Below are 12,738 nucleotides of genomic sequence, written 5' to 3'. Positions count from 1 at the left end.
GCCATGGCGTCCGTCTTCACGAAGATCATCAACGGAGAACTGCCCGGACGATTCGTCTATGAAGACGATGAGATCGTCGCGTTCCTGACCATCGCCCCGATGACGCAGGGCCACACGCTGGTGGTTCCCCGCGCCGAGATCGACAACTGGCAGGACGTCGAACCCGCGGTGTTCGCCCGGGTGATGGAAGTGTCGCAGCTGATCGGCAAGGCCGTCTGCCGGGCATTCGGCGCACAGCGCTCCGGCGTGATCATCGCCGGTCTTGAGGTGCCGCACCTGCACGTGCACGTGTTCCCGGCCTACAACCTGGCCGACTTCGGCTTCGCCCACGTCGACAACAATCCGTCGGCCGAGTCCCTCGACGAGGCGCAGACCAAGATCAAAGCCGCGCTGGCAGATCTGCAATCCTCGGCAGGCTGACGGTGAACCGGCAGCCCTGACCGGGCGCCGTGGTGACATTCACCGTGCCGCCGTGGGCCAGCACCAGGGAATGCACGATGGATAGGCCCAGCCCGGTACCGCCGCTCGCGCGGGTGCGTGAGGTATCGGCCCGGTAGAACCGTTCGAAGACCCGCCGCGCGTCCTCCTGGCTCATGCCGGGGCCTTCGTCGCACACCTCGATCACCGCGTCGTCGCCGTCGGTGCCCACGCGCACCGTGATCCCGGCGGTTTCCGGTGTGTGCTGCACAGCGTTGGCGACCAGGTTGCTCAGCACCTGACGCAACCGAGCCTCGTCGCCCAGCACCTCGGGGGTCCCCGGGCCGTCGAACACCTCCATCCGCACCTGGCGGTTCGGGGCGATCGACTGCGTGTCGTGGACGGCATCGGTGGCCAGGGTCAACAGGTCGACCCGGTGCTGATCGAGCGGCCGTTGCGCATCGAGCCGGGCCAGTAGCAGGAGGTCCTCGACCAGCAGGCCCATCCGCCGGGATTCGCTCTCGATCCGCCCCATGATCATCTCGACGTCGCGCGCGGCGCCCTGGCGGTAGAGCTCGGCGAATCCCCGGATCGTGGTCAGCGGGGTCCGCAACTCGTGGCTGGCATCGGTGATGAAGCGGCGCATCCGTTCCTCGGAGGTCCGCGCCTGCTCGGCCGAGGCGTCCGACGACGCCACTGCCCGCTGGATCTGCGCGAGCATTCCGTTGAGCGCCAAGGACAACCGCCCCACCTCGGTCCGCGGGTCACGTTCGGGGACACGGCGATCCAACTGTCCGGCCGCGATGGCCGCGGCTGTTTGTTCCACCTCCACGAGGGGTCGCAGGCTCCGGTGCACGACGGCGTAGCCGACGACGCCGAGCACCACCAGGACGACCGTGCCGATGCCGACCTGCGACCAGATCAACGCCCGGACCGAAGACTGGACGTCGGACAGATCGATCGCGACGGTGGTGAGCTCGCCGTTCGGCCCCTGCACCGTCATGGCCCGCCACTGCACGTCGGAGGATCCGACGGACTCGACGGTCACCGGCACCGGACCGACATCGTTGTCATCGGGGAGCTCGGGCTCCGCCTCACGGTCGTTGACCGCGATCCAGGTCCTGCCGTCCTGGTCGACACCGCGCACATAGAAATTCGACGGCGGGCGGGCTGGGTTCGGCCCTTCCAGCGGCGTCGACGGCAGTTGGCGCGGCTCCTGGGCCCAACTTCCCGCGGCGTCAAGAAGCGTCTGGTCGATTCGGCTCACCTCGGTGTGCCGCATGATCGAGGTCACTGCGACGCCGGAGGCGAGCAGCCCACACGCCACCAGGACCAGCGCGACCGCCACCAGCCCGACCCGCAGCGGCACACCGTGCCGCTCTACCCGGTCAAACACTCCAGAATTATGCCGCCGCCGAACGAGGCGTCAGCGTGGCTCGCGCAAAACGTAACCGACGCCGCGCAGAGTGTGCAGCAGACGCTTGTCGCCCGTGTCGATCTTGCGGCGCAGGTAGGACACGTAGGACTCGACGACGTTGACGTCACCGCCGAAGTCGTAACGCCACACGTGGTCGAGGATCTTGGGCTTCGACAGCACCGTGCCCGCATTGATGATGAAGTAGCGCAACAGGGTGAACTCGGTGGGCGACAGCGAAACGGGTTCGCCAGCCTTCCAGACCTCGTGCGTGTCCTCGTCGAGTTCGATGTCGGCGAAGGACAGCTTGGCGCTGCGGGGCTCCTCGACGCCCCGGCCGGACCGGCGCAGGATCACCCGCAGCCGGGCCACCACCTCTTCGAGGCTGAACGGCTTGGTGACGTAGTCGTCGCCGCCCAGCGTCAGGCCGGCGATCTTGTCCTGCAGGCTGTCGCGCGCGGTGAGGAACAGTGCTGGGGCGTCGATGCCGTCGGCGCGGAGCCGGCGCAACAGCCCGAAGCCGTCCATGCCGGGCATCATCACGTCCAGGATCACGGCGTCGGGCCGGACTTCCCTGGCCTTGTCCAGCGCGGCGGCGCCGTTGGACGCGGTGTAGACCTCGAAACCCTGGAACTTCAGGCTGACAGACAGCAGCTCCACGATGTTGGCCTCGTCGTCGACGACGAGAACCCGGGCCTCCGGGACGCTCTCAGGTAATGCAGGCATGGCCATTCCCTGATGTTGGTAGTACCTGTTGAACTCAACCTGCATGCACGCTGTGCACTTCCTGTGAGTTTAACTGTGATCGGGGTAACTACACTGACGCCCATGAACCTCGGCAAGACGCTGATCCAGGTTGCTACCGCGCCGGTGCGAATCGGGCTGGCGGTGGCCGATGCCGGTCTCGGCATCGCCAACGAGACCCTCAACGCGGTGCAACGCAGCATCACCGACGCAAATCCCCTCAACGGCAGGTCATCGATGGCCTCGCTGTTCGGCATCGACGATGCGGTGGAGCGGGCGAACCGCCTGGCGCGACTGCTGGACGATGACGCGCCACTCGGCCGGGCACTGGCGCCCGAAGGCCCGATCAACCGTTTGCTGCGACCAGGTGGGATCGTCGATCAACTGACCGCCGAGGGTGGCCTGATGGACCGGCTGACCGCAGACAACGGCGCCGTGGCCCGGGCTGTCGCCCCCGGCGGCCTGGTGGACCAGGTGACCATGGAGGGCGGTCTGCTGGACCGGTTGACCACCGCCGATGGCGCCGTGTCCCGGGTGATCGCACCCGGCGGGTTGGCCGATCAACTGCTCGCCAACGACGGACTGTTCGAGCGGGTGCTGCGTGAGGACGGGGTGGCCGACAAACTCCTCGCCGAGGGCGGCCTGCTCGACACCCTGACCGATCCCGACGGCCCGCTGCTCAAGCTCGCCGATGTGGCCGACACCCTCAACCGGCTGGCGCCCGGGCTCGAAGCCCTCGCGCCCACCATCGACGCTCTGCACGAAGCCGTCATCACACTGAGTCAGGTGGTGAACCCGTTGAGCAACATCGCCGACCGCATCCCACTGCCCCGCCGTTCGTCTCGGCGAAGCTCCCCGCGGCCGGTCAGTTCCCAGCGAGTTATCGACGCCGACGAGTGACCCGCTAAACTAGGCCGCGTTCGACCCGCCTCCTTAGCTCAGTGGTAGAGCAACGCCCTTGTAATGCGTAGGCCATCGGTTCAATCCCGATAGGAGGCTCCACGCATCGACTCGGTTGTCGGTGGTTGCAAGTAATTTCCCATCATGAGGCTCTGTCGCGGTTGCGGTACACCGCTGTCGAAGCGCAGCCAGAAGCTCTACTGCGGTAATGCGTGTCAAGCTGCGTCGCGACGAGGCGCCATGACGAAGCGCTGGCTCGAGTCAGGCGACGCCCGGGTCCGCGGCGAACAAGGCAACTACATCCGGCTTTACCTCATCGAGGCACAGTCGGGCTGTTGCGCCATCTGCGGCGCGGCCAGCGTGTGGCAGGCGCTACCCCTGACCTTGATCATGGATCACATCGACGGGAACCCGACCAACAACCGACGCGAAAACCTGAGACTGGTCTGCCCCAACTGCGACTCCCAGTTGCCGACATACATGAGCCGCAACCGCGGTAACGGACGGCACAGCCGCCGGCAGCGCTACGCCAACGGGCAGTCGTTCTAGCGTTCACGTCTCGTCGGCGATGTTCTCGTGGCTCTCGTGCAGTCCCGGCCCCTCGGGATCCTCACCCCGACGGTCGAATTCGTCCTGCAGCTCCTCTTGCCCCTCAGTCACCTTACGGGCGTCTTTCGGTATCGGCCTGCCACCGTCACGTTGGTCCATAGCCTGTTGAGTCGCCCGCTTCGTCTGAGGCTAAACACCTACACGCGGGTGGTGAGCTTCCGGAACGCCTGGTATTCGCTTTCCTTGTAGGGCCGTCCGTCCGGCTGCAGCAGATCGCTGAACCACACGTTCGGCACCTTGGTGTAGGGCTTGTCCCACGAATCCCACGGGAAGTAGGTCTGGGTTTTGCCGGCCACCAGACCCCAGCTATAGGCAGCGACGTTGTGCCGCTTGGCAACCGGAAGCACGCCTTCGACAGTGCTGCCCTGGTCCCGCGCGAGGTACTCGGTGCACATGATCGGCCGGCCCAAGGGAGCCAGCTCGGCGATGCGCGCCTCGAATTCAGCAGGCCCGGCGTACGAGTGGAAGGAGATGATGTCGGAGTTGTCGAGTTGGAAGCTGTCCATGTCGCTTCGGCTTCCGCGGTCCCAGCTGCCCTGCCATACGCCACTGGTCAACGGCTGCACGGCATTGACCGAACGCGCCCAGGCGAACACCTGGGGCAGCAGCCCTCCGACGGCATCGATCTTGTCCTTGCGCTCGACCTTGCGATATTGCTTGGCGGGGTTGTCCGGCTCGTTCCACAGGTCCCAGCCCAGGACCCGGTTGTCATTGCGGAACTGGCTCATCACCCCCACCACGTAGTCGCGCAGCACGGGCCGGTAGCGCGGATCGTCGATGCGTTGCGCCCCGGGGCTCTGCACCCAACCCGAGTTGTGCACACCCGGGGTCGGTGCCCGCTGCGCGCCCAGTTGCGGGTTCGGATCCCAGCACGAATCGAAGAACACGAACAGCGGCTTGATGCCCTGACGCGCCGCGATCCCGACGAAATTCGCCAGCCTGTTTTGGAATCCGGCGCGGTCCTGTGCCCACAGCAGATCGTGCAGGAATACCCGCACGGTGTTGAAGCCCAGCAGGCGGCAAGCGCCCAGTTCACTGTCGACGCGCCGCGCGTCGTAGGTGCCGGGGGCAAACATCTCGATCTGGTTGATCGCGTTCGAGGTGATGAAGTTGGTGCCGACCAGCCAGCCCTGCGCCTGATACCACGCGTTGGCTCGCTCGACCGGCCACTGTCCTGGTGCGGCGCTCGCCCGCGGGATCACGGGAAGAGGGGCCAGCACCTGAGGAAGAGCGGCCGCAGCTGCCATTACCAGCGGGATCTTGAGGGCCGTTCGACGGTGCACCTAGTGAACATAGTGGCGCTCAGCAAAGACCTCGGCCTCACGGATGACATTGCAACCATTGAGGTTTCAGATCGTTATCAACTCGGCACCCTCAGAGACGGCCCACCGTGAAATCGGCGGCCTGGCCCGGCATGCCATTGAGTACATATGCGGTGTGCGCGAAGTTGGGAACCCCGGCCGGCGTTCCGTCGCAGATCGTGTCACCGGGCTCGCACAGCTCGATCGTCTTGTCCTTGTATCGCTGACCGATCACCATCGGCGGCGCGCCGATGTCGCGCATGAACTCGTCCGATGGTGTGCCCAGCAGTACCACCGATGCCACGTGGTCGGAGATCTCCGGCGCCATGGGCTCGGGGATGAACTGCTTGTACTCCGCCGGAATCCCGTCGGGAACGGTGGCGGCAGTGGTGTAGCCGGCCACCACAGCGCCCTGCGAGTAACCGCCCAACACCACCTTCGTCTTGGGACAGTCCCTGGCCGTCGCCTTGACATGGTCGGACGCGTCGCGGATACCGTCGACGACGGTTCTGGCGAACTCGATCCGGTCACCGAAGTTTCCACTGGCCTGGTAGTTCACCGGATACACCTCGACCGAACGTTCCCCGGCACGCGCCCGCAAGGCATCGACGAAGGACTGCCCGGGGCCACCGATGCCGGGCGGTTCGTAGGTGCCGCGCGCGAACACCACCTCGACATCCGGGCACGGCGGCTGCGCCGACGCGGCGGGCACGGGTGCGAACGGGGCGGCGCAGGCAGCGATCAGCGCCGCGCCCTGGAAATATCTGAAGACGTTCATTTCGACTCCACGCCTACCGGATCGTGACGAACGTTACGGTTCCCCATGCTGGCACATTCCAAACCCGGAGAACAGGGCCCGGGACTTATCCCAGCGGAACATCCAGGTAGGGCCGCGGGTCGGCCGCGCCGGGGCCGTCGAAATGCCACCACTCCCCCGAGTACACCGTCAGCCCGCCGGCTTTCATCGCCTCGCGCAGTCGCGCCCGATTGGCCTGGGCTGCAGTGCTCACACCGTCGGTGGCGTACGCGAGGCTTCGTGGGGTGAAGTCGTCGAACCCGGTGCCCATGTCGACGAGCGACGCCCCCTTGGCGATCGTCACGTCGACCGAGCGGCCGGCCTCGTGACTGCGGGCGTAGGCGCTCGGCCGAGCCACCCAATTGGGATTGGCCACCACCTCGAACATCCTGACCTGAACCTCGTGTGGCCGGTAGCAGTCCCAGAAGACCAGCTTGTCGGGCCGCAGGGCGGCCGCCGCAGCGGCAAGCCCAGGGGCCATCGACTCGTGCACGAGGCAGGGAGCACCCGCTGGGTAGAGCTGCTGGCCGACGAAGTTGTCACTGGTCGCGTACCGCAGGTCGATCACCGCGTCGGGCACCACCGAGCGCACGTCGACCAGCCCGGCTTGGTCCGCCGGACGGGCCGATGCCAACGGCGCCCAGGGAATGGCACACAACAGCACCAGGGCAGCCGACACGCGTAGCACCACCGAATTTGACCACATCAACATCATTCCCAGTTCAAGCACCATTTTTTTCATAGCCGTCAATTCACCGAAGCTGCCGACTGCCGGCGATAGGCTTTTCCCGTTCTGCGCGGGGAGAACGGGAATGAGCCACGACAATCAGACATCGATCGATGAACTGCTTGAGCGGGCCATTCGTGCGTCAAACCGCGGCGACCGCGCTGCCGCGAACTCCTTGGCCGAGCAGGTTCTGGCGGTGGACCGTGGCAACACCGACGCCGAAGATCTACTCGCCGCCTCCGACGGTCACGGGGAAATCCGACGCCTCACGTTGATGTTCATCGACCTCGTCGACTCCACGGTGCTGTCCACGCGCGTCGAACCCGAGACGTACCGCACACTGGTCGGGCGGTACCGCCACGACGTGATACGACTGGTCAATCAGTATGAAGGCCACATCAGTTCCACCAAGGGTGACGGCCTGCTGGCAGTGTTCGGCCACCCCAAGGCCCACGAGGACGACATCCGACGGGCCGTCGCCGCCGCGCTGGAGATCACGCACGCCGTGTCCCGCATCAGTGAACAGGCCATCCGCCGGTTCGGTGTGACCGTTGACGTGCGGGTCGGTGTGCACCGCGGGGTCGTCTACCTGGACACCGCCCAGGACGACGTCTACGGTTTCGCCGCGAACCTGGCCGCCCGCATCTCCTCGCTCGCGGCGCCGGGAACGGTCGCAGTCTCGGATGCGGTCGCGGCGCTGATCGGCGGCACGTTCGAACTCGCCGCCTGCCCGGCCGCACCGGTCAAAGGTGTCGACGAACCCGTGACCCATCACCGGGTGCTGTCCGAGCACTCCAACGTGGCCGCTCCCCGGACGGTCGCGATCGTCGGACGGCACGCCGAGCGCGCCTGGCTGGAGAACGCCTGGCAACAGACCCGGGCTGGTGAGTCGACCTGCCCAGGAGTGGCCTTCCGTGGCGAACCCGGCATCGGAAAGACCCGGATAGCCCGTGCCGCTGCGGAACTGGTCGCGAAATCGGGCGGTGCGGTCGTCGAGATTCGAGGTTCACCGTTGCACGTCGACGCAGGCCTGTACCCGGTGCGGCGGCTGCTCGAACGCCGATGCGGCATCAACCGGCTCACCGAGGCCGCCGAGCGGCTGCGCCTCCTCGACAGCGAACTGCGCTCACGCGCGTTGGATCCGGCGACGGCCATTCCCCTGTTGGCGCCGGTCCTGGGCGTCGGGCCCGAACACGGTTACCAACCCGCGATAGCGGAAGGCCCCACCCTGTACGAACTTATCGGCGCGACCGTGCACCAGTACCTGCTGGCTTGTTTGGACGGCGAGGCGGGCCTCATCGTCGCCGAGGACATGCACTGGTTCGACCCGTCGACCATGGACGTGGTCGATTCCCTGCTCACCCGCGCCGATGGACGCTTGCTGATGGTGATGACCGGCCGGGAGGGGAAGTGGCTCCAGCCCGACTGGCCGGTGAAGCTTTTCGAACTCGCAGTGCTGAGCACCGACGAGTGCAATGAGCTGATCGAGGCGCTCGATCCGGTCGTGACGGACGCGCAGAAGGCGGCGGTGTGCAGTCGATGTGACGGGATCCCGTTCTACATCGAGCATGTCGTGGCAGGTCTCGACACCATCGGGCATGAGGGCCACGTACCGGAGGCGCTGTACGAGCAGCTGTTCGCCCGGCTGCACACCCGACCAGATGTCGTGCCGGTGGTGGAGGCCGCCGCCGTCATCGGCCGCAGCGGCGACCTGTCCCTGCTCCGGTCCGTGGTGGGCCCCGACGTCGACACCGACACCGTGGTGGCCGAACTGATCGAGGCCCAGGTGTTCGAGATCGAGGGCGCCGAACGATGGCGATTCCGCCATGAACTGCTCCGAGAGGTGGCGGCCGAGCTGGCGCCGCCGAGTCTGCAGCATCAGCTGCACGCACGGGTGGCACGTGAGCTGGTCGACGAGGCCGCAGGGGTTGAGCCCGATTGGCGGTCGGTGGCACGCCATTACGAGAGCGCGCACCTTTTCGACGAAGCCGTTGCCGCGTACCAGAAGGCGTGCGTGGGGGCCAGGCGCCGTGCCGCCGCAGCGGAAGCCTGCGCTTATCTGACGACTGCGCTCGATCAGCTCCCCCAGTGCGCCACCGGACCCGACCACGACCGCACGGAAATTGCCCTGCGCCTGGAGCGCGGATTTCTGATCGGGGCCGCCCACGGGAGCATGAGTGGTGACGCCCCGGCCGACTTCGAACGTTGTTTGGAACTGGCCGCCGACGGTCTACATCAGGACGAGCTCTTCGCAACCCTGACCGCACTGCTGAGCTACTACGTCCCCCGGGCTGAACTACGCCGGGCTCACGAACTCCTGGACTCGCTGGCTGTGGGCATCACGAAAGACCGGCCGTGGCTCCAGCAGGCGGTCGCCTCGTCGATGGGTTCGATCACCTGGCTGGAAGGAAACTTCCCGGTTGCCCGGGAACACCTGCTGAGAGCCGTCGCCGACCGTTGGTCCGTACCCGATCCACGCGATCTGGACACCACCTGGCGAGGCAACACCGACCCGATCTCGGGGGCGCACACCTACCTTGCCCTCTCACACCTCATCGCCGGGGACCTCCCGCGCGCGAAGGCCGAACTCGTCGATTCGGTGCGCCGCTGTGACGAGCTGGGATTCCCGCTGAACGCCTTCAACCGGGCACACACCTATTTCAAGGAGATCTGGGTGTGTCTGGAGGCAGGCCAGATCGACGAGGCGATCGCCCTTTCCGGCGAAATGCGCCGCTGCACCGAGGATTCCGGCCTGGATCTGTGGCGCTTCGTCAGCGCCACCGTATACGCGACGGTGAAGGCGGTGGCGGCGATGCGTGCCGGCGCCGATGCCGCCACGTTGGAGGCCGCCGCCGCGAAGGTCGCCAGAGGTGTCGACGGATCGCGACTGTTGCATCTCAGGGTCTATCTCACCTTTCACGACGCGGTCATCGGCCGATTGCTCATCGCAGCCGGTCAGCCGGACAAGGCACGCGAACGGCTGGAAATGTCACTACAACAGGCGGGGGTCTCCGGAATGCACTTTCACGATGCCGAACTCATGCGGTTGCGCGCCCACACACTGCCGGCGGAGTCGGCACGCCGCGCCGCTCTGGCCGATGCGCTGAAATTCGCCCGCGGCCAGGGTGCAGCACTGTTCGAATTACGCTGTCTGCTGGACTCTTTCGAGTTGTTCGGCGATGGAGACCGCGAAAGTCTGGCCACGTCGGTGCACCGTTTCGGTAGCGCTACCCGATGGCCTGAACACGCGCGGGCCGAACGGATCCTGTCATGACCACGGTCGCGGTGCTGGGGGGCGGTGTCGGCGGGCTGACCGCGGCCCACGAACTGGCCGACCGCGGGTTCGACGTGACCGTCTACGAACGGCATCCGGCGTTCGGCGGAAAGGCGCGGTCGATGCCGTTCCCCGGATCGGGGTCCGGAGGACGCGAGGACCTGCCGGGGGAGCACGGATTCCGGTTCTTTCCAGGGTTTTATCAACATGTCCCGGACACGATGGTGCGAATCCCCCACAACGGTCAGACCGTTGCCGACCATCTCGTCACGGCCACGCAGATGATGCTGGCGCAGGATCACGGCGCCAACGAGATCATCGTGGCCACCCAGCTCGCCTCGGCATTCGGTGATCTGTCGGCCACCATGAAGGCCATCTGGCAACTGGGGGTGGGGCTGGGCATCCCGCCGCAGGAGATGACGGCGTTCGTGGAACGGCTGCTCACCCTGCTGGCCTCGTGCGACGAGCGTCGCTTTGGCCAGTGGGAACAGACGAGTTGGTGGGACTTCATCGGCGCGGCCAACCGCTCGCCGCAGTTCCAGAAGTTTCTGGCCAACGGGATGACCCGCACGCTGGTGGCGGCGAAGGCCACCGAGATCTCGGCGCGCACCGGTGGTTTGATCCTGTGCCAGTTGCTGTTCGACCTGGTACGTCCGAACGGGAAGATGGACCGGGTGTTGGACGGGCCGACCAGTGACGTCTGGATCGATCCGTGGCTGACACATCTCGCCGGCCTCGGGGTGAACCTGTGTGAAGGCTACGAGGTCAGCGGGATCGATTGTGACGGAACACAGATCACCGGTGTGACCATGTCCGTCGACGGCCACACCGAGCAGATCGTGGCCGACCATTACGTGGCGGCGATGCCCAAGGAACGCCTTGAGCTGCTGCTGACGCCCCAGCTCTGCGCCGCCGAGCCGCGGCTCACCGGCCTACCGCGGCTGAAGACCGACTGGATGAACGGCGCGATGTTCTACCTTGACGTCGACAAGCGCCTGGTCCACGGCCACGCCATCTTCATCGACTCCAAGTGGTCGTTGACCGCTATCTCCCAAGGGCAGTTCTGGCGCAACTTCAACTGGGCGAATCGCGGTGACGGCCGGGCGGAAGGCATTCTCTCCGTGGATATCTCGGCCTGGGAGGTGCCCGGCGCCAACCAACTGCGCGCTAACCAGTGCAGCGCCGAGCAGATCCGCGACGAGGTCTGGAAGCAGATCACCGATCACATCGACGACGGCTCCCTGGCCAAGGCCAACGTAGTCGACTTCTTCCTCGACCCCGCAATCGACATCCCCGCTGACCCGTTGACCGCCGACACCAAGAACGACGAACCGCTGCTGATCAACACGAAGGGCTCATGGGCGGACCGCCCGGACGCCGTGACCGCCCTCCCCAACTTCTTCCTGGCCGCCGATTTCGTCCGCACCTACACCGACTTGGCGACGATGGAGGCCGCCAACGAGGCCGCGCGGCGCGCCGTCAACGGGATACTCGACGCCACCGGGTCGCCCGCGACCAGGTGCCCGGTGTGGCCGCTGCACGAGCCGCGGGCGTTGGAGCTGTTCCGCCAATGGGACAAGGTGCGCTGGCGACTGGGCCAGGGGCCCGTCAAACCGCCGATCAAGATCGACTTGGCCGGGATACCGGGGACTACCGGCGCCCTCGCACGCGGCCTGCTCGCGGTGTTGGGTGGTTCCGCCTGAGATTTCCCACACCGGACTGCGCCGACATGTGCGGCTGCTCGGTGATGCCGGCAAGTGCGCGCAGGTTGCCTGCGACGTCTTGGTTCTCACCCGTGGTGATACTTCGCAGCAGAAGCGCGATCGGCGGCCATTTCGCCGGTGGCTCAAGGTAGAAGGCGCCCAGGCCGGCCGCCCAGGCGAGCTGGTGGACCCGTTTCTCGTGCGCAGCCTCCGGATACACGGCCAGACTGGTCGCGAAGTTCCAGGCTCCCTCTCGGAACTTGGTCAGAGTGTCCTTGATGAACAGGTCTTCCTTGGGAATCACCAAGCGCAGCCACCGCACCCGCGGCGACCGGCGTTGGACGATGTCGAGCATGTCCGGCGTCTGAAGGGACACCAACTCGTTGACGCGTTCGAAATCGGCATGGATGTCGGGCAGCCGGTTCGCGGCGAGGTCGACCACCGCGATTCCCAGGTCGAAGCAGATGTGGGCGTTCAGGCTGGCGACCATGTGCTGCAGCATCGACGCTTTGCGGTTGTGTTGGTTGAGGAACGCGATCTCCCACGGCAGGGTCAGTGCCTCAGGGTCGCGGGAGCCCGGATGGAAAAAGGCGTTCAACGCATTGAAGTACCGCCTCGCGAACACGCAGTCGAGTTGCTCGATCCACTGCGCATCGGTGAACTCGCCGGCGCGGGCTGCGCGCTGGATGGCGATCGTGCCCCGTTTGTATAAGGCGGCGAAATAGCCGATCGTGCTGTCCGCCCGGATCGACCAGTCGATGACGAGGTCCAAATTGTGCACCACGCCGTCGAAGGTGGAAGCGTCTTCCAGGGGTTCCAGAACCAGAGTTTGTGTGGTCATCGTCATCCCACC

11 protein-coding genes and 1 tRNA gene are annotated in these 12,738 nt (G+C 66.1%); 6 read left to right on the top strand and 6 right to left on the bottom strand.

What is annotated here, in order from left to right; genetic code table 11:
* Positions 1-3: 3 nt before the first annotated feature.
* Positions 4-420: an HIT family protein gene (locus tag AC4LGL_RS01375; protein ID WP_491837282.1), complete on the top strand. Its 417-nt coding sequence runs from the start codon at positions 4-6 to the stop codon at positions 418-420.
* Here the strand turns inward: AC4LGL_RS01375 and AC4LGL_RS01370 are convergent.
* The gene (locus AC4LGL_RS01370; protein ID WP_491837281.1) at positions 380-1,813 is read right to left on the bottom strand and encodes a sensor histidine kinase; all 1,434 of its coding nucleotides are present in this window, start codon (positions 1,811-1,813) and stop codon (positions 380-382) included. The two genes, AC4LGL_RS01375 and AC4LGL_RS01370, sit on opposite strands and share 41 nt — an antisense overlap.
* 30 nt (positions 1,814-1,843) lie before the next feature.
* A complete protein-coding gene (locus AC4LGL_RS01365) occupies positions 1,844-2,563 on the bottom strand; it encodes a response regulator transcription factor (RefSeq protein WP_064884923.1) in 720 nt (239 codons plus the stop codon).
* A gap of 96 nt (positions 2,564-2,659) precedes the next feature.
* On the opposite strand from AC4LGL_RS01365, the gene AC4LGL_RS01360 reads away from it, so the two are divergent.
* From AC4LGL_RS01360 to AC4LGL_RS01350, 3 genes are all read left to right on the top strand, one after another.
* Positions 2,660-3,475: a hypothetical protein gene (locus AC4LGL_RS01360; protein ID WP_491837280.1), complete on the top strand. Its 816-nt coding sequence runs from the start codon at positions 2,660-2,662 to the stop codon at positions 3,473-3,475.
* Between the two features lie 27 nt (positions 3,476-3,502).
* A tRNA-Thr gene (locus AC4LGL_RS01355) sits at positions 3,503-3,577 on the top strand.
* A gap of 42 nt (positions 3,578-3,619) precedes the next feature.
* Entirely contained in the window at positions 3,620-4,024 is a 405-nt protein-coding gene (locus tag AC4LGL_RS01350; protein WP_491837279.1) for an HNH endonuclease, read from the top strand.
* 197 nt (positions 4,025-4,221) lie between these two features.
* Here the strand turns inward: AC4LGL_RS01350 and AC4LGL_RS01345 are convergent, their stop codons facing one another.
* The 3 genes from AC4LGL_RS01345 to AC4LGL_RS01335 all read right to left on the bottom strand — a co-directional run bounded on the left by AC4LGL_RS01345 (position 4,222) and on the right by AC4LGL_RS01335 (position 6,896).
* Positions 4,222-5,367, bottom strand: a complete 1,146-nt coding sequence (locus tag AC4LGL_RS01345) for a glycoside hydrolase 5 family protein (protein ID WP_491837278.1) — start codon at positions 5,365-5,367, stop codon at positions 4,222-4,224.
* A gap of 91 nt (positions 5,368-5,458) precedes the next feature.
* Positions 5,459-6,163, bottom strand: coding sequence for a cutinase family protein (locus AC4LGL_RS01340; RefSeq protein ID WP_491837277.1), 705 nt, complete (start codon positions 6,161-6,163; stop codon positions 5,459-5,461).
* An 85-nt stretch (positions 6,164-6,248) separates the two neighbouring features.
* Positions 6,249-6,896, bottom strand: coding sequence for a M15 family metallopeptidase (locus tag AC4LGL_RS01335; protein ID WP_491837553.1), 648 nt, complete (start codon positions 6,894-6,896; stop codon positions 6,249-6,251).
* A 97-nt stretch (positions 6,897-6,993) separates the two neighbouring features.
* Here AC4LGL_RS01335 and AC4LGL_RS01330 point away from each other — a divergent pair, with 97 nt between their 5' ends.
* Positions 6,994-10,182, top strand: a complete 3,189-nt coding sequence (locus AC4LGL_RS01330; protein WP_491837276.1) for an ATP-binding protein — start codon at positions 6,994-6,996, stop codon at positions 10,180-10,182.
* Positions 10,179-11,885, top strand: coding sequence for a hydroxysqualene dehydroxylase (locus tag AC4LGL_RS01325; RefSeq protein WP_491837275.1), 1,707 nt, complete (start codon positions 10,179-10,181; stop codon positions 11,883-11,885). The genes AC4LGL_RS01330 and AC4LGL_RS01325 overlap by 4 nt, the downstream gene beginning before the upstream one ends.
* Here AC4LGL_RS01325 and AC4LGL_RS01320 read toward each other — a convergent pair.
* Entirely contained in the window at positions 11,833-12,726 is an 894-nt protein-coding gene (locus AC4LGL_RS01320) for a DUF5995 family protein (RefSeq protein ID WP_491837274.1), read from the bottom strand. The two genes, AC4LGL_RS01325 and AC4LGL_RS01320, sit on opposite strands and share 53 nt — an antisense overlap.
* Between the last annotated feature and the right edge of the window lie 12 nt (positions 12,727-12,738).

The sequence above is a fragment of the Mycolicibacterium arcueilense genome (genome assembly GCF_058536225.1).
Note: the sequence above shows the minus strand (reverse complement) of the source record. Positions and strands in the feature narration are given on the sequence as shown.

Coding starts and splice junctions, on each gene's coding strand:
- AC4LGL_RS01350 (WP_491837279.1), top strand. CDS start 3,620: ATGAGGCTCTGTCGCGGTTGCGGTACACCGCTGTCGAAGCGCAGCCAG.
- AC4LGL_RS01325 (WP_491837275.1), top strand. CDS start 10,179: ATGACCACGGTCGCGGTGCTGGGGGGCGGTGTCGGCGGGCTGACCGCG.
- AC4LGL_RS01330 (WP_491837276.1), top strand. CDS start 6,994: ATGAGCCACGACAATCAGACATCGATCGATGAACTGCTTGAGCGGGCC.
- AC4LGL_RS01375 (WP_491837282.1), top strand. CDS start 4: ATGGCGTCCGTCTTCACGAAGATCATCAACGGAGAACTGCCCGGACGA.
- AC4LGL_RS01360 (WP_491837280.1), top strand. CDS start 2,660: ATGAACCTCGGCAAGACGCTGATCCAGGTTGCTACCGCGCCGGTGCGA.
- AC4LGL_RS01365 (WP_064884923.1), bottom strand. CDS start 2,563: ATGGCCATGCCTGCATTACCTGAGAGCGTCCCGGAGGCCCGGGTTCTC.
- AC4LGL_RS01335 (WP_491837553.1), bottom strand. CDS start 6,896: ATGATGTTGATGTGGTCAAATTCGGTGGTGCTACGCGTGTCGGCTGCC.
- AC4LGL_RS01320 (WP_491837274.1), bottom strand. CDS start 12,726: ATGACCACACAAACTCTGGTTCTGGAACCCCTGGAAGACGCTTCCACC.
- AC4LGL_RS01340 (WP_491837277.1), bottom strand. CDS start 6,163: ATGAACGTCTTCAGATATTTCCAGGGCGCGGCGCTGATCGCTGCCTGC.